Source organism: Streptosporangium sp. NPDC049248 (genome assembly GCF_040678965.1).
GTDB classification, from domain to species: Bacteria; Actinomycetota; Actinomycetes; order Streptosporangiales; family Streptosporangiaceae; genus Streptosporangium; species Streptosporangium fukuiense.
Genome location: NZ_JBFAQY010000020.1, coordinates 103706 through 130219, shown reverse-complemented (window position 1 = coordinate 130219; position 26514 = coordinate 103706). Strand labels below are relative to the sequence as shown.

Sequence of the window (26514 nt, the reverse complement as noted above, 5' to 3'; positions counted from 1 at the left end):
TGCCCCCGCCTCCGCACCCCGCGCGACCTCACCGGGCGGCCCGGCTGCCCGGGGGTCCCGCGCCCGGCCGTCCCCGCCGCCCCCTGCGCCGGGCGCCCCGCCCGGCTCAGCGGGCGGCGTGTGCGGCGGAGGCGGTGAGCAGTCGCTGGACGCGGGCGGCGGCCAGGACCGCCGCGCACCGCTCGGCCGCGTAGGTCTGGGCCATCCGGTGGTGTTCGGCGGAGAAGTCGGCCACCCCGTCGGCGACGAAGAACACCTCCACGTCTCCCATGAAGGCGTCGCAGGCCGTCATCAGGCAGCCGATGTGGGCGTAGATGCCGGTGACGATGAGCTGGTCGCGGCCCTGCTCGGCGAGTAGTTCACGGAGCGGGGTGCGGTGGAAGGCGCTGTAGCGCCACTTGGTGAGCCGGATGTCGGCCGGGCCCGGGGTGAGCGCGGTGACGATCTCCTGGGCGCCGGGGTCGGCACCCACCCCTGCTCCCCAGAAGTCCTCCAGCAGGCCACGCTGTGCCGAGGTCTGTCCGCCCGGTTGGGCCGAGTAGACCACCGGGATGCCGAGTTGCCAGGCCGTCTCGCGGAGGCCGGTGATCGCCGAGACCAGTTCCACGATCGGTGAGGTTCCCGGCGCGAACGCGTTGACGAAGTAGTTCTGCATGTCGTGGACGAGCAGCACCGCCCGGCGGGCGTCCGGTGTCCAGGAGACGCGGTTGACCGGCATCTCGTCCTCGCGGGGCATCGGATAGGGGGTGATGGTGGGTATGGCCACGGCTGCCTCTCCTTCTTACCTTGTGCTCGACGTCTCGACGCGTACGGGGGGTCGCCGGGAGCGCGAGTTCGTCCTGTGTGCCTTGGCGGTGGTGGTTCGGCTGGGTCTTCGCGAGCGGGAGCCGGTCGGGGATCGCTCTCGTGGCCGGTCCCGCCTCGGCGGGAGGGTCTTCGGCACGGCCGGTTGACCGGCGCCGGGCGGCCGGGTCGGCCTCTTCACCTCTCCGATCTCTCTCCGGGGCAGGGGGCGGAGTCCAGGTCCAGGCCGAGGGCGTGCAGGAGGGTGCGGAACTTGGCGGAGGTTTCGGCCAGTTCCTCTTCGGGGACCGAGCCCGCTACGATCCCGCCGCCGGCGAACAGCCGGATGCCCGCGCCGGTCACCTCGGCACAGCGGATGGCCACCGCCCATTCGCCGTTGCCCGAGGTGTCGCACCAGCCGACCATGCCGCTGTAGAAGCCCCGGTCGAAGGGTTCGATGCCGGTGATGGCGGCGCGTGCCGCGGCGGTGGGGGTGCCGCAGACCGCGGGGGTCGGGTGCAGGGCGACGGCCAGGTCGAGGGAGGTGGTCCGGGGGTCGGCGAGTCGGCCGGTGATTTTGCTGGACAGGTGCCACATGGTCGAGGTGCAGATCAGTGACGGCTCGGATGGGACGCTCAGTGCCCGGCAGTGTGGGGCGAGTGCGGCGGCCACGGCCTGGACCACGACCGCGTGCTCGTGCTGGTCCTTGGCCGAGCAGAGAAGCGCCGCCGCCCGGCGGCGGTCCTCCGCGGGGTCGGCGCTGCGCGCGGCCGAGCCGGCCAGTGGGTTGGCGACGACGGCGGGGCCGTCCCTGGAGACCAGTAGTTCGGGGCTGGCGCCCACCAGGATCCGTCCGCCCGGCAGGTCGATGGCGAAGACGTGGCCGTGCGGATCGCGTACCGCCAGGCGTCGGACCATCGAGGCGACGTCGGCGGGTTCGGGCCTCGTCAGTTCCAGGGATCTGGCCAGTACCACCTTCTCCACCGATCCGGTGCGGAGCAGTTCCAGTACCCGCCGGACGCCTTCCAGGTGGCCCGCGGGTGTGGGGACGGGGGTGATCCGCCATGGTCGTGTGCTCTCCCTGCGTGGTGGCTCGCCGGGTAGGAAGGGGTCGGCCCAGCGGGTGCGCAGGGGGGTGACCAGGTGCGCCGAGGCGGGGTCGTCGAATGGGACCGCACCGAGGATCAGGTCGCCGTGCCCGCGTACGCTCTGGGCCAGTTCCCGCAGGGTGCGCACGGGGGGCAGCACGGCGGCGACGCCTCCGGCGAGGAGGGTGTGCCGGGGGGAGGAGAAGATCGATGAGGAGCCTGGCCGGTATTCGTCGAGGAGTTCGGTGGCGCTGATCGCCTCGTATGCGATAGTCAAAGCTGACCTTTCGGGGGATCTCAGGCCCGGAGCGTGGCGCCGCCGTCCACGTACAGGTCTTGCATGGTGATGTGCCGGGCACGGTCCGAGGCGAGGAACAGCACCGCCTCGGCGATGTCCGAGGGGTCGGCCAGCCGGCCCAGTGGAATGCCCACGCGGTAGGAGGACGGATCTCCCTCAAGCACGGTGCGGGGGTCGAGTCCCGCCTGCATCGCGGTGTCCGTCGATCCGGGCGAGACCACGTTGCAGCGGATGCCGTGGCGGGCGAGTTCCAGCCCGGCGCATCGGGTGAACATGACCGCGGCGGCCTTGGAGGCCGCGTATGCCGCCATGCCGACGCGCGGTACGCCCGCGGCGTTGGAGGCCACGGTGACGACCGTTCCGCGGCCGCGGGGGATCATGTGGCGGGTCACGGCGCGGAGGGTGTGGAAGACCCCGCCGGCGTTCACCGCGAACACGTGTTCCCAGTCGTCGGCGCTCAGATCGGTCACCGCGCCGGTACGCAGTACGCCCGCGACGTTGACCAGGACGCCGATGGGTCCCAGTTCGTTCTCGACCCTGCTGACGACGGCGTCAACCTGGCCGGGGTCCCTGACGTCGGCCAGGTGGCGGGCGATCGGCTCTGGCCGGCTCTCCCAGGGTCCGTCGCGCACATCGACTCCGGCCACGATCATCCCGGCGCGGGCGAGAGCCGTCGCGACGGCGGCTCCGATGCCTCCCGCGGCGCCCGTTACCAGGGCCACCGTCCCGGGGAGGCCAGGATGGTCTTGCCTGTTGGTCACATACACCTCACCAAAAAATTTAGGTTAGCCTTACCTCACTTGCCCCATGCGTCAGGGGATGTCAGTAGATGTGAAATGTGATCTGGTCATGATGATATGCCGCTTGACGCCTGCGTCAATAAGGTGGATTTTAGGTTAGGCTTTCCTAATTAAAACCTGTCTCAGGAGTCCCCCCGGTCACTCGTTCGGCGCCGTGGCCAGGTGCTCTCCGAAAGCGTCAGGCGACCCTTCGTCCGCTCCCGGATCCCTGGATCCGGGAGGGGGAACCCGTCCGCCCGGCGGGTGACCTCCGTTCGCGTCGCTCGCCTCCCCTCCCCGAGAGGGGTACCCGATTCCGATCTCCGGGCCGGAGGCCCGGGATGTTCCCGCTGGAGGTACTCGATGACCAATCCGTTCGACGACGAGAGCGCGCCGTTCCTGGTACTGGTGAACGCGGAGGGCCAGCACTCGCTGTGGCCCGCGTTCGCCGGCGTCCCCGCGGGCTGGGAGGTCGCCCACGGTGAGGACTCCCGCGCCGGGTGCCTGGCCTACGTCGAGGGCTCCTGGACCGACATGCGCCCCAGGAGCCTTGCCGCCGCGATGGGCGGCTGATCGCCGGACCTCTCGCGGCGGCCCAGGAGACGGCGAAGGGCGCCCTCACGGACCGGGAGGTCTCGCGGGGGCGCCCTTCGGGGCGGGTCAGCTGGCCCAGTCGAGCAGCGGGCGTGTGTTGCTGGGGTGGCGGAGCTTGGAGAGCGACTCCTTCTCCAGCTGGCGGATGCGCTCGCGGGTCAGGCCGAGGTGCTTGCCGATCTCGTCGAGGGTGTGGGGCTTACCGTCGATGAGACCGAAGCGCAAGGCCATGATCTTGGCCTCCCGCGGGGAGAGGTTGCCGAGCACACCGCGCAACTGCTCGCCCAGCAGCTGGCGGTCGACGACCTCCGAGGCCTCGGGCGAGTCGATGTCCTCGATGAGGTCACCGATGGTGGTCTCGCCGTCCTCGCCGATGGTGGCGTTGAGGCTGATCGGCTGGCGGCTGGTGCGCAGCAGCTCCTCGATCTGGTCGGGAGTCTTGTCCAGCTCGACGGCAAGCTCGTCCGGCGTGGGCTCGCGGCCCAGGCGCTGGTGCATGTCGCGCTCGATACGCGACAGCTTGGAGAGCATCTCCAGCACGTGCACCGGCAGCCTGATGGTGCGGGCCGAGTCGGCGAAGCCACGCTGGATGGCCTGGCGGATCCACCACATGGCGTAGGTGGAGAACTTGTAGCCCTTGGTGTAGTCGAACTTCTCCACCGCGCGGATCAGGCCGAGGTTGCCCTCCTGGACCACGTCGAGCAGGGCCATGCCCCGGTCCGTGTATTTCTTCGCCACGGAGACGACCAGGCGGAGGTTGGCCTCCAGCATGTGGTCCTTGGCCCGGCGGCCGTCCTCGGCGATCCACTCCAGGTCGTCGCGCATGACCGCGGACAGGCCCGGCTCGGCCTCCAGCTTGGACTCGGCGTACAGGCCGGCCTCGATGCGCTTGGCCAGCTCGACCTCCTGGGCGGCGGTGAGCAGGGTGCGGCGGCCGATCGACTTCAGATAGGTGTGCACGGAGTCGCCCATGACGGAGGAGTGGTCGTCCAGGTCGAAGGTCGACTCGGTCTCCGTCTCGGCCTCCATCTCCTCCGGGGGGTTCCACTCGTCGTCCGCCTCCGCCGCGGCGTCCTTGCCCTTGGCCGCGGTCTCGGTCTTGGCCGACGCCTTCTTCGCGGGGGCGGGCTTCGCCTTGCGGGCGGTGCTCTTGCGGGTGGTGGTCTTCGCCGCCTTGGCGGTGGCAGGGGAGAGCACGGGCTCGTTCTCGGCGGCCAGGCTGACGCCGGACTCGGTGAGCTCGCGCAGGATCGACCTGCCCTCGGTGGGGCTGATGCCCGCCTCGGCGAAGGCGTGACGCAGCTCCGCGAGTGAAAGGTGGCCCTGAACTCGCCCTCGGTCAATGAGCTGTTCGAGGGTCGTCGGGGCTTCAGATGAGGCCGCCACGGCGGTCGGGGGCATGAGGACACCTCCTCCATCACGGAGTCGTCTGATTACGGTTTTCAGTCTTCGGGTGGGGCGGCCTGGGGCCGCTCGGCGCACCAGTACCAATAACCACAGCCAAGAACTTTCTGTTCCCGACTTGACTCGGAAAATATGATGGGTGGACCGCCCTCTCGGCGATCCACCCGTGTATGAGTGCCTGGTAGGGCCCTATTCGGTCACGTCCGAGGAATCCTCGATCACGTCAAGAGGGCCCTCGACCATGGGCATCGGGAAGGGCTCGGCCTCTTCCATGCGGTGCTCCGTCCAGTAGCCGACGACCTTCTCCGGATCCGGGTTGACCTTCTCGGAGAGCACATAGCCCTCCGAGGACGGGGGCGGTGCCGTCGGCGACGGCTCCTGTGAGGGCGGGCCGTCCCGGAACGAGGACGGGGCGGGGTCGTGCGGAGCGACCGGCACCGGCTCGCCCGATGTTCTCCCGCTCTTCCCGATGCCTCCCGCCGCGGCGGCCGCCGTGACGGAGATGCCACCGGCCAGGACCAGGCTCACGACTCCAGCCGAGACCCATGTCTTGCGGGTGACGTTCATGAGATTGTCCTCCTGCTTCGGCTATCCCTTGGACGTGTGACAGCGTCTTCACGGTTCCCGGTCACGACCATAACGGAGAGTTTCCAGGTCCGGCTTGCCGTTGGCCAAAAGCGGTATTTCGGTCATTACGATCAGCTCGGCGGGAGCCGCGTAGGCGGGTAGCCGCTCCTTGGCGAAGGCGCGCAACTCGGCCAGGGACGGCGGGGCCTGCGAAACGACGAAGGCCACCACCCGTTCGCCCCACTCGGGATCGGGGCGGCCGACCACGGCGACGTCGATGATCGCGGGATGCTCGGCCACCGCGGCGGCCACCGCCGCGGCGACGACCTTCTCGCCCCCGGTGTTGATGACGTCGTCGGCCCGCCCCAGCACGCGCAGCCGCCCGTCATCCAGGGCGCCCAGATCCGAGGTGAGGAACCAGTCACCGTCGCGCGCGGCCTCGGTGAGGCCGCGCTGGAGCCGGTAGCCGGAGAACAGCACCGGCCCGCTCAGGCGGATCCGGCCGTCGCCGCCGATGCCGACCCCCACCCCGTCGAGGGGCTCGCCGTCGTAGACGCACCCGCCGCAGGTCTCGCTCATGCCGTACGTGGTGACCACCCGTGCGCCGGCCGCGCGGGCCGCGTCGAGCAGGTCGGGGGGAGCGGCGGCACCGCCGAGCAGGATCGTCTTGAACACCGACAGATCCGCGTGGAGCAGGCGGCGCAACTGGGTGGGCACCAGCGAGACGTGGTCGGCACCGCTGGTGAGCACCGCCTCGGGGGAGAACCCCTCGTGCGTGATCGGCTCGGTCCCGCCCAGTAGCGCCCTCACCAGAACCTGCAGGCCGGACACGTGGGAGGGGGGCAGGCAGCAGAGCCAGCGCTCGCCCGCCCCCGCGTCCAGGCGCCGCAGCGAGGCCGACGCCGAAGCCCTCAGCGCCTCGGCCGACAGCTGCACGCCCTTCGGGGTGCCGGTCGAACCGCTGGTGGCGATGACCACCGCCACCTCGGCGGGCACGCCGACGCCGTCCTCGCGGCGGACCCCGTCGACGTGGGTCGGGCGCAGGGCCTCCAGCGTCGCCCGCAACGCGGGGGCGGGCAGGGCGGGGGACAGCGGCAGGATGGCCGGGCCCTGGCCTTCCAGTGCCGAGCCGACGGCCCGGAACAGCTCCGGACCCGCCGCGGACACCACGGCATGCAGTTCTCGTTGCACGGAAAGCCACTCCTCGTGCACAGGAATGGTCATCACAGTCGTAAGGTTAGTGCCGAAAGCCGGACAACGGCCGGGGACGGCCCCGGCGCAGCGGAGGGGGCGAAGCAATCGTGGGCACGGAGAGAGTCGAGCCGGGCGCGGACGAGCAGGTGGCGGCGGAGACGACTCCCGAGCGGGACGGTGCGGTCGACTGGAAGAGGTCCGGTCAGTACGAGGACATCGTCTACGAGACCGGCGAGGGCATCGCCAAGATCACGATCAACCGTCCGGAGCGGCACAACGCGTTCCGCCCGACCACGCTCTTCGAGCTCAAGGAGGCCTTCAACGCCGCCCAGGAGGACTCCGAGGTCGGTGTGATCATCTTCACCGGCGCGGGCGACAGGGCCTTCTGCTCCGGCGGCGACCAGAAGATCCGCGGTGACGACGGCTACGTCGACAAGTCCACCCCGCACGTGGGCAGGCTCAACGTGCTGGACCTGCAGGTTCAGATCCGCCGCTGCCCCAAGCCGGTCATCGCGATGATCGCCGGTTACGCCATCGGCGGCGGCCACGTGCTGCACGTGTGCTGCGACCTGTCCATCGCCGCCGACAACGCGGTCTTCGGCCAGACCGGTCCCAAGGTCGGCTCCTTCGACGGCGGCTACGGCTCCTGGCTGCTGGCCGAGACCGTGGGCCTGAAGCGGGCCCGCGAAATCTGGTACCTCTGCCGCCAGTACGACGCGCAGACCGCCCTGAACTGGGGGCTGGTCAACGCGGTCGTCCCGCTCGCCGAGCTTGAGGCCGAGACGGTCAGGTGGGCCAGGGAGATGCTGGAGAAGTCGCCGCTGGCGCTGCGCATGCTCAAGGGCGCGCTGAACGCGGTGACCGACGGCGCCGCCGGGATGCAGCAGTTCGCCGGCGACGCCACCCTGCTCTACTACATGAGCGAGGAGGCGCAGGAGGGCCGCGACGCCTTCAAGGAGAAGCGCGCCCCCGACTTCGGCAGGTTCCCGCGCCGCCCCTAGGGGCAGCGAAGATCCGAACGGGGCCGGTCCCGAGGCGCGCCGTCCCGCGTAGGCGAGGTCGGTTTCGCGCGCCTCGGGATGGACCTACCCCCGGGTGCGGAGTTAAGGAGGCGATGCGTGAATCCCGCGACCGCGCTCGCGACCGTGCTGATCGACGAGCTCGCCCGCTGCGGTGTCACGGACGTGGTGCTCGCGCCGGGGTCGCGCTCGGCGCCGCTCGCCCTCGCCGTGCACGCCGACAGCCGTATTCGGCTGCACGTGCGGGTGGACGAGCGCTCGGCCTCCTTCCTCGCGGTGGGGCTGGCCCGCCGCAGCGAGCGGCCGGTCGTCCTGATCTGCACCTCCGGCACCGCGGCGGCCAACTTCCATCCGGCCGTCATCGAGGCACACGAGTCGGGGGTGCCGCTGCTGGTGCTCACCGCCGACCGCCCGCCCGAGCTGCGCGACACCGGCGCGAGCCAGACCGTCGACCAGATCAAGCTGTACGGCACGGCCGTCCGCTGGTTCAGCGAGGTCGGCGCGCCCGAGGAGCGGCCGGGGCAGGTCGCCTACTGGCGGTCGCTGGCCTGCCGCGCCTACCAGCGCGCGCTGGGCCCCTACGACCCGGGCCCGGTCCACCTCAACGTGGCCTTCCGGGAGCCGCTGATCCCTGACGGCGACCTCTCCTGGTGCGAGTCCCTGGAGAGCGACGCGCCGGGGCCGTGGATCCGCGCCAGAGTGGGCTCCCCGTCGGTGGCGCTGCACCTGCCGCCGACCCGGCGGGGCGTGCTCGTCGTCGGCGACGGCGCGACCAACGTGCGCCGATACGTGGCGGCGGCGGGCATGGCCGGGTGGCCCGTCCTGTCGGAGCCCAACGGCGGCGCCCGCTACGGCGACCACGCGATGTCCACCTACCACTTCCTCCTCGGCACCCCTGAGTTCGCCGACCGGCACCGGCCGGACGTGGTGGTCACCCTGGGCCGTCCCGGGCTGTCACGGCCGCTGCTCAACTGGCTGAGTCAGGCGGACGAGCACATCGTGGTCGCCGCCGACATGACCCGCTGGCCCGACCCGACCCGCTCGGCCACCCAGGCCGCCCAGGTGGTGGAGATCCCGATCCCGGCGGGCGACGACACGTGGCTGCACTCCTGGCGTCGCGCCGAGACGGCGGCCAGGACCGCGATCGACGACGTGCTGGACGGGGCCGGGCTCAGCGAGCCGCGCCTGGCCCGCGATCTGGTGGACGCGCTGCCCAACGGGTCCCTGCTGTTCTCCGGCTCCTCCATGCCGATCCGCGACCTGGACCAGGCGATGCGCTCCCGGCGGGGACTGCGGATCCTGGCCAACCGGGGAGCGGCGGGAATCGACGGCGTCGTGTCGACCGCGATGGGTGCGGCCCTCGCCCACAACGGCCCCTCCTACGCCCTGATGGGCGATCTGACCTTCCTGCACGACCAGAACGGGCTGGTCCTCAGCCCTCGCGAGCCCCGCCCCGACCTCTGCCTGGTCGTGGTGAACAACGACGGCGGCGGGATCTTCTCGCTGCTTCCCCAGGCCACGCTCCGCGACCCCTTCGAGCGGATCTTCGGCACCACGCACGGGGTGGACCTGGGCTACCTGGCAGCCGCCACCGGCACGCCGTACACCTTCGTGAACGAGCCGGGCCAGCTGGTGAAGGCGCTGCGCGGTGAGGGGCTGCGCATCGTCGAGGTGCGGACGGAGCGGGAGTCCAACGCGATGCTGCACGGCATGATGCGCGACGCGGCCCACGCCGCCGTCCGCGAGGTCATGTCCTGACGCTCCCCCCCCCGCCCGCACCTGTGTCGGTGTACGGCGAGATCAGGTGATGTCGCGGCGGAGCGTCAGCGCGCGGGCGGCCAGCACGATCACCACGACATAGCCGGCGAACAGCAGCCCGCCGCCCCAGGCGGGCAGCAGCTCACCGCCCCGCATGTTCATGCCGCCCAGGGCGCGGGCCGCCCCGGTCGGCAGCCACCGGCCCAGGCCGGGCAGCAGCATGGTGAGCAGGTAGTCGGCGTACATGAACCAGGCCAGCGCCACCGCCACCGCCGCGACCTGGTTGCGGAGCAGAGCTCCGAGGCCCACTCCGAGCAGGCCGTACAGGACGACGCTGAGCATCGAGCCGAGCAGTACCATCGGCACCCGGGGAGTCCAGGCGGGATGACCGGCCAGGCCGAGCATGACCAGGCCCGCCGCCAGCGTGACCAGCGCCGACACCGCGCCGACGAGCAGCCCGACGATGCCGTACGCGGCCAGCTTCGCCCCCACCACCCTCTCCCGCCGGGGGGTGACCAGGAACTGCCAGGTGATCGTCTGGTGGCGGTTCTCCCCGGCCATGCCCAGGACACCGAGGATCAGGGCGAAGACATAGGACTGCTGGGCCATGTTGTAGACGTTCTCGATCTGCGGCGCCGTCGCGCCGCCCGGCTCCGCCGTCGCGACCATCAGCCCCGCCCAGAGCACGCACAGCGGGGGTGCCAGGGCGACGAGGATCCAGGTGACGCGGCTCGCGCGGGCCTTGAACAGCTCGGCGCGGATCAGACGGCTCATCCGGTCACCTCCACGTACAGCTCCTCCAGGTCGGTCCGCGGGGTCAGCGGGCCCTGCCAGGCGAGGCGGCCCGCGGTAAGGATGATCACGTGGTCGGCGATCTGCCGGATCTCGGCGAGTACGTGTGTGGAGACCAGGACCGTGCGGCCCTGGTGGGTGTAGGCCCGCAGGAAGCCCCGCAGCCAGCGCATGCCCGCCGGGTCCAGGCCGTTGGCGGGCTCGTCGAGGATGAGGATCTCCGGGTCTCCCAGCAGGGCGGAGGCCAGGGCGAGCCGCTGGCGCATGCCCAGGGAGAAGCCCCGCACCCTGCGGTCGGCCGCGGCGGTGAGGTCGACCTGCTCCAGCGCGTGCGCCACACACGAGGGCTCCAGCCCCGCGGCGAGGCGGAGCGTCTCCAGGTGCGCGCGGGCGCTCAGCCCGGGGTGGAAGGCCGTCGACTCCAGTACCGCGCCGACCGTGGCGACGGGCCGGTCCAGGTCACGGTAGGCCGTGCCGCCGATCGTGGCGGTGCCGCGGGTGGGCGCGACCAGGTCGAGGATCATGCGCAGGGTGGTGGTCTTGCCCGCCCCGTTGGGGCCGAGAAAGGCGGTGAGCGTTCCTCGTTCCACGGTGAAGGACAGGTCGTCCACGGCGTGTACCCCGCCGAACGACTTGCCGAGATGAGTGACGCTGATTGCTGACATGGTCCCGACGATGACCTGCCGGCAGGTGCGGGCACATGGTGCCGGAGGTGGAGCCGGCAACCTCCACCCGGGAGGGGATCGTCGTGCGGTCGGGTGGAGGCATCTCCACCCTGGGGTCCATGGTCCCTTCCGGTAGGCACCGGTAGCTTGTCGTCGTGGCCATCCTCCGCAGCCCGCCCGTGCGCAGGTTTCTCGCCGTCCTGCTGGTGGGATACCTGCTCTTCGGCCCGGTGGCCGCCGCCGTCGAGGTGGGGGCGCCCGGGTTGCCCGCGGTGATCCCGATCGGCGCCCTCACCCTGGGGTGTTGCCTGTGGGCGCTGCGCGGTGAGAACCTCAGGCGCAACGTCCCGCTGCTCGCCCTCACCCTGGCCGGAGGGCTCGCCCTGAACGCGATCAGCCTCTACAGCGGGATGGGTTTCCTGTACGTCGTCGTCTTCGCCGCACCGTTCAAGACCCGTCTCTGGCCGGGGGCGACGCTGGTCACGGCCGATCTCGTCGGCACGACGGCGCTCTCCTTCGCCCTGGGCGTCCCTTCCGGCGCCGTCTGGGGCAACGCCGCCGGGCTCGCCTACTCCGCGGTCTTCGTCTTCCTGCTGCGGCATGTGAAGACGATCAGGGAGCACGGAGCGGCACTCGCCGAGGCGCGGGCGGGCGAGGCCGTGCTCGCTGAGCGGGCGCGGCTGGCCAGGGAGGTCCACGACATCCTGGCGCACTCGCAGTCGGCGCAGATCGTCCATCTGGAGGGGGCGCGGCTGCTGCTGGAGCGGGGCGACGATCCGGCGGCGGCGCTCGACCGGGTCGAGCGGGCGGTGCGCCTGGCGCGGACCGGGCTGGAGGAGACCCGCCGGGCGCTCGACGCGCTGCGCGGGGAGGAGTTGCCGCTGGCCGAGCGGCTGGAGCGGCTGGCTGTGGAGTTCCGGTCGGTGACCGGGGCGCCCTGCACGGTCTCGGTCACCGGGAGCCTCGACTCGCTGGAGGCCGGAGCCCGGCTGGCGGTGGCCAGGACCGCCCAGGAGGCACTGACGAACGTGCGCAAGCACGCGCCGGGCGCCGCGGTCTCGGTGGCGCTGCGCCGCGTCGAGGGCTGGTGTGAGCTGGAGGTGTGCGACACGGGTGGCCCGCCGGGCCGGCTGTCGTCGTCGGGGGGAGGGTACGGGCTGGTGGGGATGCGCGAGCGGGCCGAGCTGATCGGCGGGTCACTGGCCGCGAGGCCGGGTGCGGAGGGCTTCCGGGTCCTCCTGCGGGTCCCGGCGTGAGCCGCTCACGGCGCGGTGCCGCCTCGGGGGCGGGCACCGCGCCGCGGACGATTCACACCGGTGCGGGCCCCGACGCGGGGGTGGGGGAGGCGGCGCGTGGCCGCGGCACGGCTCCACCCCGGCGGGGAAGACGCCACAGAGCACGGGCGGAGTCGAGGGACGCGGGGGTGCCGAGGTGACCGTGCGGGTGCTGGTGGCCGACGATCAGACGGTGGTGCGCGAGGGGCTGGTGCTGCTACTGGGGCTGCTGCCCGGTGTCGAGGTCGTCGGCGCGGCGGCCGACGGCGGAGAGGCGGTCCGGCTTGTCGGCGAGCTCGGGCCCGACGTGGTCCTGATGGATCTGCGGATGCCCCGTATGGACGGGGTGGAGGCGACCCGCAGGATCAGGGCGGCTCACCCGGAGGTCCACGTGGTGGTCCTGACGACGTACTCCGACGACGAGTCGGTCTTCGCCGCGCTGGGTGCCGGGGCGCGGGGCTACCTGACCAAGGACACCGACGCCGAGTCCCTGGCCTCGGCCATCGCGACCGTGGTCGAGGGACAGGCCCAGTTCGACCCCGGCATCCAGCGGCGGCTGGCCGAGGCGGTGACGGTGAACCGCCGCGCGCCGGACCTGCCCGACGGGCTCACCCGCCGTGAGAGCGAGGTGCTACGGCTGATAGCGGCGGGTCGCTCGAACGCGGAGATCGCCGGAGAGCTGTTCGTCTCCGAGGCGACGGTCAAGACCCACATCAACAACCTCTTCGCCAAGGCGGGGCTGCGGGACCGCGCCCAGGCCGTGACGTACGCCTTCCGGCACGGTCTGGGACCCGACTGACCGCGACGGCGCGGCGGTGGGACACCGGTGGCGAACGGGGAGCCGACAGGGGGCGGGCCGAGGCGCGAGGGCGATGACTGTCAGATCTGGGGATGTGGGGGCGCCGTCCCGAGGGGCACGGTGAGCGGGTAAGGATCCACTTCGCGGGTACCCGTTGAAGGGAAGTGCCATGCCATCGGATGTCACCTTGAAGGCCCATGAGACGGTGGCGGGTTTCGGCGCCTACGCCGAGGCCCAGCGTGCCGTGGACCAGCTCTCCGACCAGAAGTTCCCGGTCGAGCACGCCCTGATCGTCGGAGTCGGGCTCCGGCTCGTCGAGAGGGTGCTCGGGCGGCTGACCTACCTTCGCGCCGCGTGGATGGGGGCCGGTGCCGGTGCCTGGTTCGGCCTGCTGATCGGCCTGTTCTTCGCGATCTTCACTCCGGGGCGCTTCCCCTTCGTCCTGGTCCTGTGGGGCCTGATCTGGGGGGCCGTGGCCGGAGCGATCTTCGGACTGATCGGTCACGCGCTCACCGGGGGCAAGCGGGACTTCCTTTCGTCGAGTTCGATCGTCGCCGACCGTTACGAGGTGCTGGTGGAGACCCCGTACGCCGCCGAGGCGCGCAGGCTGCTCAACGTGGGCATGTCCCCGCAGATGCCACAGCAGATCTGATCGGCGGCCCCTGAGCAGGGCGCGCGCCGGCGTGCCGTGCCCGCCACCTGGATCACCGGACTCACCGGGGCGTGGAGCGGCCAGGCCCGAGGATCGGGGCGGCGACGCCGTCATGTCCACAGGAGATCAGCATGCCTAAAACAGTTGGAATCGACCTCGGCACCACCAACTCGGTGATCGCCACGATGGAGGGCGACAAGCCCACGGTGATCCCCAACGCCGAGGGGGTGCGGACGACGCCGTCGGTCGTGGCGTTCACCGAGAGCGGTGAGCGCCTGGTCGGGCAGCTTGCCCGCCGTCAGGCGATCCTGAACCCCAAGGGAACGATCTACTCGGCCAAGCGCTTCATCGGCCGCCGCTACGACGAGGTCACCAGCGAGCTGAACGCCGTCTCGTTCGACGTCGTCCCAGGTCCGGACGGTGCCGTCCGCTTCAAGATCCACGAGAAGCTGTACGCGCCGGAGGAGATCGCCGCGGCCGTGCTGCGCAAGCTGGTGGACGACGCCTCGAAGTTCCTGGGGGAGAAGATCACCGAGGCGGTCATCACCGTGCCCGCGTACTTCAACGACTCCCAGCGCCAGGCCACCAAGGACGCGGGGAAGATCGCCGGCCTGGAGGTCCTGCGGATCGTCAACGAGCCGACCGCGGCGGCTCTCGCCTACGGCCTCGACCGCAAGGAGAACGAGACCGTGCTCGTCTTCGACCTGGGCGGCGGCACCTTCGACGTCAGCATCCTCGCCATCGGCGACGGCGTCGTCGAGGTACGGGCGACCGCGGGCGACACCCATCTGGGCGGTGACGACTTCGACCGGCGCATCGTCGACCACCTCGCCGACGAGTTCCAGCGGGACAACGGCATCGACCTGCGCCAGGATCCCCAGGCCCTGCAGCGGCTCTTCGAGGCCGCGGAGAAGGCCAAGGTCGAGCTGTCGGCGGTCAGCCAGACGCAGGTCAGCCTGCCCTTCATCACGGCGGACGCCTCGGGCCCCAAACACCTGAACGCCACGCTGCGGCGCTCCACCTTCGAGGAGATCACCGCCGACCTGCTCGAACGGTGCAAGCCCCCCATCCAGCAGGCCATGGCCGACGCCAAGCTCACCGCCGACGACATCGACGAGGTGATCCTGGTGGGCGGCTCGACCAGGATGCCCGCGGTGCAGAGCCTGGTGCGCCGCATGACGGGTGGCAAGGACCCGAACATGACGGTCAACCCCGACGAGGTCGTGGCGCTGGGCGCGGCGGTCCAGGCCGCCGTCATCAAGGGCGAGCTGAAGGACGTCGTGCTGCTGGACGTGACGCCGCTCTCCCTCGGCATCGAGACGCTCGGCGGGGTGATGACGAAGGTCATCGAGCGCAACACCACCATTCCGGCCCGCCGCTCCGAGGTGTTCAGCACCGCGGAGGACAACCAGACCGCCGTGGACGTCGCCGTGCTGCAGGGCGAGCGCGAGCGTGCCGCCGACAACCGTTCCCTCGGCCGGTTCCGGCTGGAGAACATCAGGCCCGCTCCGCGCGGCGTGCCGCAGGTCGATGTGACCTTCGACATCGACGCCAACGGGATCCTGAACGTCTCGGCCAAGGACAAGGACACCGGCGCCGAGCAGCGCATCACGATCAGCGAGAGCTCGAACCTGGACACCGGTGAGGTCGAGCGGATGGTCGCCGACGCCGAGCGGCACCGCGAGGAGGACCAGCGGATGCGGCAGGTCATCGACGCGCGCAACGAGCTCGACAGCGCCGCCTACCAGGTGGAGCACCGCCTGGCCGAGCTGGGGGAGTCGGTGCCCGTCCATGAGAAGGCGCGGGGCGAGATGCTGGTGAACGACGCCCGCGAGGCGATCAAGCAGGAGGCCCCGCTCGACCGGGTCCGCTCGCTCACCGCCGAGCTCCAGCAGGTCTACCACAGCCTCGGCGCGTCGGCCTCCGGCGCCTCCGGCCCGGGGAAGGGCGCGACCGGGGCTCCGGGCGGTCAGGCGGGTGCCGGCGGGAACGACGACGTCATCGACGCGGAGTTCACGACCGATGAGTGAGACAGCCGGGCAGGGCGGCCACGTCCCTGGTCGTGAGCCGGATCCGCGGGCCCAGGGCCGGCCTGGCGCCGAGGGGTCGGGCAAGGACCGGAACCGGCAAGGCGGCCAGGAGGAGCACGGCGGGAAGAGCCATGCGCAAGAACGGCACGGTCAAGGACAGCACGGTCAAGGACCGCATGCCCAGGAGGCGCGCGGGGAGCCAGAGGCCGCCCCGGCCGACCTGGCGGCCCGGGTCGAGGAGCTCCAGGCCCTGGTGAGCGACCTGCAGGACCGCTGGCGGCGCGCCCTCGCCGACCTTGACAACCTGCGCAAGCGCGTCAGCAGGGACACCGGGCGGATGCGGGAGGAGGAGCGGGCGCGGGCCGCCACCGAATGGCTGCCCGTACTGGACAACCTGGACCGCGCGCTGGAGCACGCGGAGACCGACCCCGCCTCCATCGTCGACGGGATGCGGGCGATCAGGGACCAGGCGCAGGAGGTGCTCTCCCTCCTCGGCTACCCGCGCCGCGACGACGCCGGCGCCGCCTTCGACCCGGCCAGGCACGAGGCGGTGGCCGTGCTCCCGCAGGAGGGCGTGCCCGACGGCACGGTCCTGCAGGTGGTGCGGCCCGGCTACGGAGACGGCGAACAACAGCTACGGCCCGCGCTGGTCGTGGTGGCCAAGGGGGACTGATGCCCCCCGAGCGCGACTTCTACGAGATCCTCGGAGTGCGGAGGGGCGCGAGCCAGGAGGAGATCCAGCGCGCCTACCGCAAGCTGGCGCGGGTCAACCACCCCGACGTCAACAAGGACCCGGCCGCCGAGGACCGCTTCAAGGAGGTCTCCGAGGCGTACAGCGTGCTGTCCGACCCCGCGACCCGGCGCCGCTACGACGCCTTCGGGCCGAACTTCCGCCAGGTGCCCGAGGACGTGGACCCCGAGGCATGGGCGCGCGCCCAGGGCCGCCGTACGCGGGCCGGCGCGGGGGCGGGCCGTGCCGGCGGGGGCAGGGCCACGGGGCAGGCCGGTTTCGGGGAGGGGATCGACCTCGACGACCTTCTCGAAGGGCTGTTCTCCGGACGGGGAGCGCGGGGAGGCAGGGCCGGCGGAGGCTGGGGGCCGATCCCCGGCGCCGACCAGGAGGCCGAGATCGAGCTGAGCGTCGAGGACGCCTACCGGGGCGGCCGCCACTCGATCACCGTCGGCTCGCGCACGCTGCGGGTCGAGATTCCCGCGGGTGTCTCCGAGGGGCAGCGCATCAGGCTGGCCGGACAGGGCGGAAGGGGCGGCGACGGGGCACCTGCGGGCGACCTCTACCTGATCGTCAGGATCGCGCCGCACCCCCGGTACCGGGTCTCGGGGCGAGACATCCACGTCCTGCTCCAGGTCACCCCGTGGGAGGCGGCGCTCGGCGCCACCGTCGCGATCGACACCCCCGCGGGCGAGGCCAAGGTCAAGGTGCCGGCGGGCACCTCCAGCGGCAGGCGGCTGCGGCTGCGCGGCAGGGGGATGCCCGGTCCCCAGAACAAGGCGGGCGACCTGTACGCCGAGGTGCGGATCATGGTTCCGGCCCGGCTGTCGGAGGAGGAGCGGCGGCTGTTCGAGCAGCTCGCCGCTGTCTCCACGTTCGATCCGAGGAGACGGCGATGACCCATCCCTTCCCGGAGCGCAGGCCGCCCCACCCGGGGGCGCGGCCCTCCGGCCCGCGGGGGGCGGCCTCGGCCGGGGGCTCCGTCTCCCGCCCGGGGAGGGCGTCGGGCGGAGTGGAGCGGACCTATCAGCTCACCAGGCCCGAGCGCCTGGATCTGGAGACGTTCGCCAGCGCGACGGGGACCCACCCCGAGCTGGTGCGACGCCTTGTCAGGCTGGGCCTGATCGAGGCCGGGACCGACTCCGCCGGGCACCTGTGGTTCCCGCCTCCCGCAGTGCTCACCATGGCGCGGATCCGGCGGCTGCGGGCCGGGTTCTCGATCAACTACGCCGCGCTCGGCCTCGTGCTCGACCTGCTGGACCGCATCGCCCAGCTGGAGGCCGCCCAGCGTGGGCGTTCCCGACTCACCGGAGGCTCGCCGTGGACATGAACCAGCTGACCCAGAAGTCGCAGGAGGCGCTGCACGACGCGCAGACCAAGGCCCTGCGCTTCGGGCACACCGAGGTGGACGGCGAGCACCTGCTGCTGGCGCTGCTCGACCAGCCGGAGGGGCTGATACCCCGCCTGCTCTCGTACGCGAACGTCGACACCGACAGGCTCAGGGGCGATCTGGAGGCGGAGCTGGGCCGCCGCCCCAAGGTGAGCGGCCCCGGTGCCGCGCCGGGCCAGGTCTATGTGACGCAGCGGCTCTCCCGCCTGCTGGACGCGGCCAAGCGGGAGGCCGACCGGCTCAAGGACGAGTACGTGTCGGTGGAGCACCTGCTCATCGCCCTGCTGGAGGAGGGCAGTTCGAGCTCCGCCGGGAGACTGCTGCACGATCAGGGGCTGACCAGGGACGGCTTCCTCAAGGCGCTCACCGCGGTCCGCGGCAACCAGCGGGTGACGTCCGCGATGCCCGAGGTGGCGTACGAGGCGCTGGAGAAGTACGGGCGCGACCTGGTGGCCGACGCCCTGTCGGGCAAGCTCGACCCGGTCGTGGGGCGCGACGCCGAGATCCGCCGCGTCGTGCAGATCCTGTCCCGCAAGACGAAGAACAACCCCGTACTGGTCGGTGACCCCGGTGTCGGCAAGACCGCCATCGTGGAGGGTCTCGCGCAGCGGATCAGCCACGGGGACGTGCCGGAGGGACTCAAGGGCAAGACGGTCTTCAGCCTCGACATGGGCTCGCTGGTGGCCGGGGCGAAGTACCGGGGCGAGTTCGAGGAGCGCCTCAAGGCCGTGCTCAACGAGGTCAAGGCCGCCGAGGGGCGGATCCTGCTCTTCGTCGACGAGTTGCACACCGTGGTGGGCGCCGGAGCGGCCGAGGGCGCCATGGACGCGGGCAACATGCTCAAGCCCATGCTGGCCCGCGGCGAGCTGCACATGATCGGGGCGACGACCCTCAGCGAGTACCGCAAGCACATCGAGAAGGACGCCGCGCTGGAGCGCCGGTTCCAGCCGGTGATGGTCGACGAGCCCTCGGTCGAGGACGCCATCTCCATCCTGCGCGGCCTGCGCGAGCGCCTGGAGATCTTTCACGGGGTGAAGATCCAGGACAGCGCGCTGGTGGCCGCCGTCGTGCTGAGCCACCGCTACATCTCCGATCGCTTCCTGCCGGACAAGGCCATCGACCTGGTGGACGAGGCGTGCGCGATGCTCCGTACGGAGATCGACTCGATGCCCGCCGCGCTCGACGAGCTCACCCGCAGGGTGATGCGCCTGGAGATCGAGGAGGCCGCGCTCGCCAAGGAGGAGGATCTCGCGAGCGGGGTCCGCCTGGAGGAGCTGCGCGCGGAGCTCGCCGACGTGCGCGCCGAGGCCGACGCCATGCGGGCGCAGTGGGAGGCCGAGCGGCACGCGCTACGCGCGGTCCAGAACCTGCGCGAGGAGATCGAACACGTACGTGCCGACGCCGATCGGGCCGAACGCGACTACGACCTCAACCGTGCCGCGGAGCTGCGGCACGGCAGGCTGCCCGACCTGGAGCGACGGCTGGAGGCGGAGGAGGAGCGTCTGCTCGCCAAGCAGGGGACGGCGCGCCTGCTGCGCGAGGTCGTCACCGACGACGAGATCTCGATGATCGTCTCCCGGTGGACGGGCATCCCGGTGAGCCGCCTGCAGGAGGGCGAGAGGGAGAAGCTCCTCCGGCTCGACCAGGTCCTGCACGAGCGGGTGATCGGCCAGGACGAGGCGGTGCGGCTGGTGGCCGACGCCGTCATCCGGGCCCGTTCCGGCATCAAGGACCCGCGCCGCCCGATCGGGTCGTTCATCTTCCTGGGACCGACGGGCGTCGGCAAGACCGAGCTGGCCAAGGCGCTCGCGGAGGCGCTCTTCGACACCGAGGACAACATGATCCGCATCGACATGAGCGAGTACCAGGAGCGGCACACCGTCAGCCGCCTCGTCGGCGCGCCCCCCGGCTACGTGGGGTACGAGGAGGGCGGCCAGCTGACCGAGGCCGTGCGGCGCAAGCCGTACTCCGTGGTGCTCTTCGACGAGGTGGAGAAGGCGCACGCGGATGTCTTCAACACGCTGTTGCAGGTGCTGGACGACGGGCGGCTCACCGACGCGCAGGGCAGGACCGTCGACTTCCGCAACACGGTCCTGATCATGACCTCCAACATCGGCTCCGTCTACCTCCTCGACGGCGTCACACCGAGCGGAGAGATCGAGGAGGAGGCGCAGCAGCGGGTGATGGCCGAGCTGCGCGCGCACTTCCGCCCCGAGTTCCTCAACCGCGTCGACGACATCGTGATCTTCAAGCCGCTCACCATGGAGGAGATCGAGCGCATCGTCGGCCTGATGTTCGCCGAGCTGCGGACCCGTCTCGAACAGCGGGGGATCCGGCTGGACGTCACCGAGGCCGCGCTCAGGTACATCGCCGAGCGCGGCTACGACCCGGTCTACGGCGCCCGCCCGCTGCGCCGGTTCATCTCCAGGGAGGTCGAGACGCGCATCGGCCGCGCACTGCTGTCCGGGGAGGCCTACGAGGGGGGCGTGGTCCGGGTCGACCTCGCCGAGGGGGAGCTCGACGTCACCTACCGATGAGGAGAACCGGCGACGTCACCAGATGTCGTGCGATGCCGGAACCGCGGGAAGGGGAGCCGGATCCCCACGGTCGCGGCGGGCACCCCGCGCTGCGGCGACCGCGGCAGCGCGCCGTCCCGGATCGCCGAGGCGGTCGACAGCCGCGTGGGGGGCGACGGTGAGCACCTCGCCAGGTAGACGGCCCAGGTGAACCGCGTCCGGGGAGGGGCGCTCAGGGGTCTTCGCGGAGGTCTCGGTGGCCGTGGTGGACGCCCTCCTCGGCGGAGAGCCTGGCCAGCTCGACCCGGGAGTGGATGCCCAGCTTGCGGAAGACCTGCCGCAGGTGGAAGGCGACCGTGTGCTCGCTGATGAACATCTGCTCGGCGGCGTTGCGGTTCGTCAGCCCCTGGGAGACCAGGTCGCAGACGGCCTGCTCGGTGCCGGTCAGGCTGGCCCATCCCGAGGTGGGATGGGCGGTCCTGACCCAGTGGCGGCGCCGCTCGCCCAGCAGCCGCAGCCTGCCCCGTACTCGGGCGGCGTCACGGACGGCCCCCATCGCGCCGTAGCAGGCGAGCGCGATCTTGAGGTTCTGCACGGCCGGATCCCGGCAGCCGTCGTCCGCGCCGAGCAGCACGCCCAGATCCTCCGCCGCCGAACCCCTGGCCCACGGATCGCCGTGCCCGGCCACCGCGCGGCCCAGCGCCTCGGGGTCGCCCTCCCGCAGTCCACGGGCGTGGTCGGCGGCCACCGACGGGCTGGGCAGGCCGGGGCTGCGCCGGGCGATGCCCTCGGCCGCGTCGACCACGGCGTCGGCCCGGTGCCGCTGACCCGTCGCCATGGCCAGCCGTACCAGCCAGGCCGCGGCGGTGGGCTCGCTGGTCAGCGCCCCGGTGTGCCGGGGAAGCGCGTCGTACAGCCCGCCGAGCGAGCTCATCCCGCCCGTGGCTCCGTCGCGCGCCTCGTTGATCCGACCGGCCACCAGCTCCGAGCGCAGCCACGTGCGCGGGGGCAGGCCTCGCGCCGACCCGGCGAGGTTCCTCTCCATGTACCTGACGGCCCCCGGCAGGTCGCCCGCCCGCAGTGACGCGGTGCCGAGCACCGACAGGGCCGAGGAGGCCGGTGACGGGGCGCCCAGGATCCCGGCGGCGGCCAGGGCGGCCTCCGCGTGCTCGATCGCGCTGCCGAGCCTGCCCGCGGCCAGGTGCAGGCGGGCGCGCAGGACGGGGATCTCCGCGGCCCAGGCCGGCTCGCCCTCGGCCTCGGCCGCGGCGATCTCCGTCGTGCTCTCCGCCTCCTCCAGCAGCCAGAGGTCGATCAGCATCGAGGCGAGCACGGCCCGGGGCTGCTGCCGCCGCCGTCCACCGGCCGGTTGCTCCACGGCCTCGCGCGCCAGGTCCAGTCCGTACGAGAGCCTGCCCTCGTCCCAGGCCAGCAGGGCCAGGTCCGTCAGCGTCTCGGCGCCGCCGCCCCCGGTCAGACGGGCCGGGCGGGTCCGGGCGGCGCGCTCGACCTGTTCGCGCAGCGCTCGTCGCACCGGTTGGGGCACCCTCTCGACGACCGAGCGCCACAGCAGTTCGTGCCTGAACGCCAGCTCGTCGGGGGTGGTGACGAGCACGCCCGCGGCCAGGGCCTCCTCCAGCGCGGGAAGCAGTGCGGCCGGGGTCTCGCCGAGCATCTCGGCCGCGTACGCCGGTGAGAACGAGCGCCCGAGCACCGCCGTGGCCTCCAGCAGGTACCTGGTCTTGGCGCCGAGCTCGTTCAGCCGCCGCCGGACGGCGGTGTGCACCCGCAGGGGCAGCTCGGCTCTGGCCGGAGTGGTCTCGGCCAGCCGGGCGACGCCGTCCCGCACGAGGACGGCGCCCTCCTCGCACAGTCCGGTGAGATATTCCGACAGCAGCAGCGGGTTGCCGCCGGCCTGTGCGGCCAGTGCCGCCAGATCCTTCCCGGGAGCCGCGCCCAGGATGTCGGCGCAGACCTCGGCGACCGCGCCGTCGTCGAGCGGGCGCAGTACGGTCCGGGTGGCCCCCTCCTCTTCGAGCAGGTCGAACAGCCGTCTGGCGTCGCCGCGCGCCGGGGTGCTGCGGCAGGCCAGCAGCCATGCCACCGGCCGTTCGGCCAGCCGCGAGGGCAGTGTGCGCAGGGCCATGAGCGTGGCGGGATCGGCCCACTGCAGATCGTCCAGGGTGACCAGCAGCGGCCCCGCGCCCAGCCTTCTCTCCAGCGAGGCCCTGACCTGCTCGGCCAGCCAGAGCAGCAGGCCGGGACCGTCGGGGGCGGCGTTCCTGGCCACGGCCAGGGGCGCCGGGGACTCCTCCAGGGCCGACAGCAGCGGCCCCAGCGGTGTCAGCCGTCCCAGCTCGTCGGCCCGTCCGTTCGCGACCGCCGTCCCCCGCGCGGCCGCGAGACCGGCCGCCTCGCCGAGCAGCAGCGTCTTGCCTGTCCCCGGCTCGCCCTCGACGAGCATGACGTTCCCTGTGGTGGACGCGACGCCTTCCAGCAGGGCGAGGACCGCCGCCTGTTCATCTCTCCGGCCGCGCATCGTCTTGTCTCGGATCTGGGGTCATACGCCAGGCTTTCTTAGCGGTGATTACCCGTATGACATCCCCATCGGGCGAAATGCCATGCGGTGGATGCTCCCGACTACTGGTTGTTTGATGCAGATTTGACCTTTAAGTACGACTTCTAGTCCTTCTGTCGATCTGGCCGATGCCCGACGAGCGTGATCTCCGGGAGGCGATCGCCGCGTGCGTTTCGTACGGTCCCCTCCCCGGCGGGGACCGGATTGTCCTGACGAAAAACGGCCGAGGCTCGCGGAGATGCCCGCCACGCGGGTAGGGGGCGTGCGTTCTCGTACAGGATGGGAGTCGGGGCGGCTCTAGAGACCACGGGCCTGCGCACAGCACTTGAACAAGCCCATGGCGAGAACCTTGAACTCCGGCGCGAACTCGCCCGCCGGGGCGGATGACCGTTGAGCACCATTCCAGCAACTGAGCAGCAGGCTGTTCCTAGGAGCAGCCAGTCAGGATCAGAACCGCGGTCAAGATAAGCGAGACGAGCGAGGTCCACCCTCCCACACAGAGTGCTGCCGCCAGGGCGAACGGGACTGCACTAAGCAACGACCACCACAGCGGGTCCGTCGTGGATAGCCCCAGCTTGCCGAGGGCTGACGCCCCGGCAACCCAGCTGATCGCCCCGAGAATCAAGACCGCGCCCGCCCACAGCACCCTGCCGCCTGGGGTCGCCGTCATCGACGAACCGTCGGGTGTCATGAGCGCCACAACATACAAAACGGCCATCGCGAAGAGCGCGGCGAAGACCAAGACGATCGGGCCCAGCCCGAGAACAAAGACAGCGACAACATAGAAGCAGGGGCCAAGCAACGAGCCCCACTCCGATTATTTGACCGACAGTTTAGGGCCATTTCCGGCCCGACAGAACCGCCTTCCACCTGGCGACTAACGCAGATGACCGCATCGCAAGATCGTAACGTTTACTCAGCAACATCCGGGAGTGCTGAGTGACGCGACAAGCCAACGCTCCTGCGATCGCATGAACATTCTGATCAGCCTTGACGCCCTCACCTCATGATCGTCCTGCAGATAAGTTCCGGGCCGGGAGGAATGGCTTCCCTTCCTGCGCCCGGACGCTGGTCCGGACGTTTCTGGCTCTCGATGTACTCGCGGATGATCTCCACTGGTGCGCCGCCGCACGAGCCAGCGAAGTACGACGGCGACCACAGGTGACCGTGCATGATGTGCCGGTCGATCCGGCCGGTGAACTCCTTGCGCAGGTAATGCGCCGAGACGCCCTTGAGCCGGTTGACCAGAGTCGAGATCGGCAGTTTGGGCGGGTAGTGCACGAGTAGGTGCACGTGGTCTTCCTCGCCGTTGAACTCCCCCAGGGCCGCGCCGAGCTGGGCGCACACCTCCCGCATGACCTCCTCGCAGCGGGTGAGCATCGCATCATTAAGGACGCCGCCCCGGTACTTGGTGACGAAGACAAGATGAACTTGAAGGTTGTAGATGACGCTACGGCCCCTTCTTACATCAGGGTCTGGTTCCCATCGAGGTGACATAGACAAGATGATACCCATGGTAAAATCCCGGGGATGAAGCTGGTCGTGCAGGTGAAGCTGCTCCCCGACGCCGCCACGGAGGTGGCGCTGCGGGAGACGCTGACCCTGTGCAACCGGGCCGCCAACCACGCATCCCGCCGCGCCTTCGACACCGGCACCAAGAACAAGACCTCCCTGCAGCGCCTCGTCTACGGCGACCTGAAGGCCATGGGCCTGTCCGCGCAGCCCGCCATCCACATCGCGCGGAAAGTCGCCGGGGCCTACGCCACACTGAAGGCCAACCTGAAGGCCGGAAACCACGGCCCGAACACCGCCACGCGGCGCACCAAGGTCGAGAGCAAACCGATCCGGTTCCGCAAGGACGCCGCGCAGCCCTACGACGACCGGTGTCTGTCCTGGCAGTACGGCGCCTCTACGATCTCGATCTGGACCGCGCGCGGCCGCTTTGGCCGCATCCCCTTCGCCTGCTCGCCCGAACAGATGAAGTTGCCGACCGCCTACCGCAAGGGCGAGTCCGACCTGGTGTTTCGGGGCGGCTCCTGGTACCTGTACGCCACCTGCGAGATGCCCCAACCCCAGACCTTCGAGCCCGACGGGTTCCTCGGCGTGGATCTCGGCATCGCCAACATCGCCACCACATCCGATGGCATCGTCCACGCCGGCAAGCACCTGAACCAGGTACGCCACCGCAACCGGCGGCTGCGCCGACGCCTGCAATCCAAGGGCACCAAGGCCGCCAAGAGGCTCCTGCGCAAGATCTCCGGCCGGGAAGCGCGCTTCGCGGCCGACACCAACCACCGCATCTCCAAGACCATCGTGACCGAGGCGCAACGCACCTCGCGCGGCATCGCCCTGGAAGACCTGGGCGGCATCCGCGCAAGGGTACGGCTCCGCAAGCCCCAGCGGGTCACGCTGCACTCTTGGAGCTTCCACCAGTTCGGCTCCTTCGTCGCCTACAAGGCGTCCCGGGCCGGGGTGCCGGTGGTGTACGTGGACCCGGCCCACACCTCGCAGGGGTGCTCGGCATGCGGCCACATCTCGAAGAAGAACCGGCCCGATCAGGCCACCTTCCGATGCATGTCGTGCGGCTTCGCTGAGCACGCCGACGTGAACGCGGCCCGTAACATCGCCGTGCGCGGTGTCGCGAGCTGGGCAGTGAGTCACGCTACCGACGACGCGGCCTGAACCGTGCACCCCATGCACGATGAGGAGCTGCAAGCTCGGCCCCTAGGGCCGAGAAGCTGACTGGAGGAAGCATGGATCAGAGCACCTCGACAGAGCTCTCGGCCGTCGCGGTCGAGGCCGCCCGCGCGGCGGGCGACCGGCTCCGCAAGGCGTTCAGGTCGCGTCCCGCGGTCGAGACCAAGAGCGACTTCCACGATCCGGTGACCGAGCACGACCGTGCCGCGGAGGAGATCATCCGGGAGGTCATCGAAAGGCGCGTCCCGGGCAGCACGGTCATCGGCGAGGAGGGCGGCAGCGAGGGGTCCGGTGAGATCCGCTGGTACGTCGACCCGATCGACGGGACCGCGAACTTCGCCGCCGGGCTGCCCTTCTTCTGCGTGTCGATCGCCGCCGCCGCCGGGGACGAGGTGGTCGCCGGGGTGGTCTACGACCCGGTGCGCGACGACGAGTTCCGGGCCGACCTGGGCGGGGCCTGGTGCAACGACGTGCGGTTGCGCAGCGCCGGTGCCACGCGCGATCGGGAGGCGATGCTGCTGACCAGTTATCCCACCCCCCGTGAGCTGGCCGACGGCGGGGAGGAGGTGCTGCGCGAGTTCGGCCGGATGCTGGCGTCGTTCGCCTCCACGCGCCGTCCGGGCAGCACGGCGCTCAAGCTGGCCCATGTCGCGGGAGGGTGGGCGGACGTCGCCTACGGCAGTAGGGTCAGCCCATGGGACGTGGCGGCGGGGTCGCTGCTGGTCCGGCAGGCGGGGGGAGTGTTCATCCCGCTGGACGGATCGATCTTCGAACCTGGCGGCTACCTCGCCCATGTCGGCGGGTTCGATCTGGCGGGATCGGTCATGAGCGATCTGGTTCCCCCGGGCCGCTCGGCCTGAACACGGGCGAGGGGAGACCCGCGTGGTCCACGAGCAGGCGTCACCGC

23 protein-coding genes are annotated in these 26514 nt (G+C 71.2%); 13 read left to right on the top strand and 10 right to left on the bottom strand.

Annotated features, from left to right (window positions below; all coding sequences use genetic code 11):
• Positions 1–106: 106 nt before the first annotated feature.
• From AB0K21_RS30285 to AB0K21_RS30275, 3 genes are all read right to left on the bottom strand, one after another.
• A complete protein-coding gene (locus AB0K21_RS30285; RefSeq protein WP_364155108.1) occupies positions 107–766 on the bottom strand; it encodes an isochorismatase family protein in 660 nt (219 codons plus the stop codon).
• A 215-nt stretch (positions 767–981) separates the two neighbouring features.
• Positions 982–2148, bottom strand: coding sequence for an isochorismate synthase (locus tag AB0K21_RS30280; RefSeq protein WP_343978341.1), 1167 nt, complete (start codon positions 2146–2148; stop codon positions 982–984).
• Positions 2149–2168: 20 nt separating this feature from the next.
• Positions 2169–2930 carry a 2,3-dihydro-2,3-dihydroxybenzoate dehydrogenase gene (locus AB0K21_RS30275; RefSeq protein WP_343978339.1) on the bottom strand — a complete coding sequence of 254 codons (762 nt, stop codon included), beginning with the start codon at positions 2928–2930 and terminating at the stop codon, positions 2169–2171.
• A gap of 381 nt (positions 2931–3311) precedes the next feature.
• Here AB0K21_RS30275 and AB0K21_RS30270 point away from each other — a divergent pair, with 381 nt between their 5' ends.
• Entirely contained in the window at positions 3312–3521 is a 210-nt protein-coding gene (locus tag AB0K21_RS30270) for an MbtH family protein (protein WP_343978336.1), read from the top strand.
• An 87-nt stretch (positions 3522–3608) separates the two neighbouring features.
• Here the strand turns inward: AB0K21_RS30270 and AB0K21_RS30265 are convergent, their stop codons facing one another.
• The 3 genes from AB0K21_RS30265 to AB0K21_RS30255 form a co-directional block, all read right to left on the bottom strand.
• Positions 3609–4943 carry an RNA polymerase sigma factor gene (locus AB0K21_RS30265; RefSeq protein ID WP_343978333.1) on the bottom strand — a complete coding sequence of 445 codons (1335 nt, stop codon included), beginning with the start codon at positions 4941–4943 and terminating at the stop codon, positions 3609–3611.
• A gap of 192 nt (positions 4944–5135) precedes the next feature.
• Positions 5136–5513: a hypothetical protein gene (locus AB0K21_RS30260; protein WP_364155104.1), complete on the bottom strand. Its 378-nt coding sequence runs from the start codon at positions 5511–5513 to the stop codon at positions 5136–5138.
• A gap of 48 nt (positions 5514–5561) precedes the next feature.
• Positions 5562–6737, bottom strand: a complete 1176-nt coding sequence (locus AB0K21_RS30255) for an AMP-binding protein (protein WP_364155102.1) — start codon at positions 6735–6737, stop codon at positions 5562–5564.
• 116 nt (positions 6738–6853) lie between these two features.
• On the opposite strand from AB0K21_RS30255, the gene menB reads away from it, so the two are divergent.
• Both menB and menD read left to right on the top strand, forming a co-directional pair.
• Entirely contained in the window at positions 6854–7708 is an 855-nt protein-coding gene (gene menB / locus AB0K21_RS30250; RefSeq protein ID WP_343978451.1) for a 1,4-dihydroxy-2-naphthoyl-CoA synthase, read from the top strand.
• 117 nt (positions 7709–7825) lie between these two features.
• Positions 7826–9484 carry a 2-succinyl-5-enolpyruvyl-6-hydroxy-3-cyclohexene-1-carboxylic-acid synthase gene (menD, locus tag AB0K21_RS30245; protein ID WP_364155100.1) on the top strand — a complete coding sequence of 553 codons (1659 nt, stop codon included), beginning with the start codon at positions 7826–7828 and terminating at the stop codon, positions 9482–9484.
• 42 nt (positions 9485–9526) lie between these two features.
• Here the strand turns inward: menD and AB0K21_RS30240 are convergent, their stop codons facing one another.
• Entirely contained in the window at positions 9527–10258 is a 732-nt protein-coding gene (locus tag AB0K21_RS30240; RefSeq protein WP_364155098.1) for an ABC transporter permease, read from the bottom strand.
• Positions 10255–10941 carry an ATP-binding cassette domain-containing protein gene (locus AB0K21_RS30235; protein WP_364155096.1) on the bottom strand — a complete coding sequence of 229 codons (687 nt, stop codon included), beginning with the start codon at positions 10939–10941 and terminating at the stop codon, positions 10255–10257. Before AB0K21_RS30235 ends, AB0K21_RS30240 begins: the two co-directional genes overlap by 4 nt.
• Before the next feature lie 155 nt (positions 10942–11096).
• Here AB0K21_RS30235 and AB0K21_RS30230 point away from each other — a divergent pair, with 155 nt between their 5' ends.
• The 8 genes from AB0K21_RS30230 to clpB all read left to right on the top strand — a co-directional run bounded on the left by AB0K21_RS30230 (position 11097) and on the right by clpB (position 20353).
• A complete protein-coding gene (locus AB0K21_RS30230) occupies positions 11097–12197 on the top strand; it encodes a histidine kinase (RefSeq protein ID WP_364155094.1) in 1101 nt (366 codons plus the stop codon).
• A gap of 175 nt (positions 12198–12372) precedes the next feature.
• Positions 12373–13014 (top strand): response regulator transcription factor, encoded by a 642-nt coding sequence (locus AB0K21_RS30225; RefSeq protein ID WP_343978315.1) that lies wholly within the window; start codon positions 12373–12375, stop codon positions 13012–13014.
• 169 nt (positions 13015–13183) lie between these two features.
• Entirely contained in the window at positions 13184–13666 is a 483-nt protein-coding gene (locus AB0K21_RS30220) for a general stress protein (RefSeq protein ID WP_343978311.1), read from the top strand.
• A 131-nt stretch (positions 13667–13797) separates the two neighbouring features.
• Entirely contained in the window at positions 13798–15696 is a 1899-nt protein-coding gene (gene dnaK / locus AB0K21_RS30215) for a molecular chaperone DnaK (protein ID WP_364155091.1), read from the top strand.
• Entirely contained in the window at positions 15689–16369 is a 681-nt protein-coding gene (locus tag AB0K21_RS30210; RefSeq protein WP_364155090.1) for a nucleotide exchange factor GrpE, read from the top strand. Before dnaK ends, AB0K21_RS30210 begins: the two co-directional genes overlap by 8 nt.
• Positions 16369–17325, top strand: coding sequence for a DnaJ C-terminal domain-containing protein (locus AB0K21_RS30205; protein ID WP_343978302.1), 957 nt, complete (start codon positions 16369–16371; stop codon positions 17323–17325). Before AB0K21_RS30210 ends, AB0K21_RS30205 begins: the two co-directional genes overlap by 1 nt.
• Positions 17322–17756, top strand: a complete 435-nt coding sequence (locus AB0K21_RS30200) for a chaperone modulator CbpM (protein WP_364155087.1) — start codon at positions 17322–17324, stop codon at positions 17754–17756. The genes AB0K21_RS30205 and AB0K21_RS30200 overlap by 4 nt, the downstream gene beginning before the upstream one ends.
• Positions 17747–20353 carry an ATP-dependent chaperone ClpB gene (gene clpB / locus AB0K21_RS30195; RefSeq protein ID WP_364155085.1) on the top strand — a complete coding sequence of 869 codons (2607 nt, stop codon included), beginning with the start codon at positions 17747–17749 and terminating at the stop codon, positions 20351–20353. The genes AB0K21_RS30200 and clpB overlap by 10 nt, the downstream gene beginning before the upstream one ends.
• Positions 20354–20564: 211 nt before the next feature.
• On the opposite strand, the gene AB0K21_RS30190 is transcribed toward clpB, so the two are convergent.
• A complete protein-coding gene (locus AB0K21_RS30190; protein ID WP_364155083.1) occupies positions 20565–22871 on the bottom strand; it encodes an AAA family ATPase in 2307 nt (768 codons plus the stop codon).
• A 1038-nt stretch (positions 22872–23909) separates the two neighbouring features.
• Positions 23910–24407, bottom strand: a complete 498-nt coding sequence (gene tnpA, locus AB0K21_RS30185; RefSeq protein ID WP_343982708.1) for an IS200/IS605 family transposase — start codon at positions 24405–24407, stop codon at positions 23910–23912.
• A gap of 33 nt (positions 24408–24440) precedes the next feature.
• Here tnpA and AB0K21_RS30180 point away from each other — a divergent pair, with 33 nt between their 5' ends.
• Both AB0K21_RS30180 and AB0K21_RS30175 read left to right on the top strand, forming a co-directional pair.
• Complete coding sequence (locus AB0K21_RS30180; RefSeq protein WP_364155081.1) at positions 24441–25592, top strand: transposase; 1152 nt, start codon at positions 24441–24443, stop codon at positions 25590–25592.
• Positions 25593–25663: 71 nt separating this feature from the next.
• The gene (locus AB0K21_RS30175; protein ID WP_343982701.1) at positions 25664–26467 is read left to right on the top strand and encodes an inositol monophosphatase family protein; all 804 of its coding nucleotides are present in this window, start codon (positions 25664–25666) and stop codon (positions 26465–26467) included.
• Positions 26468–26514 lie beyond the last annotated feature (47 nt).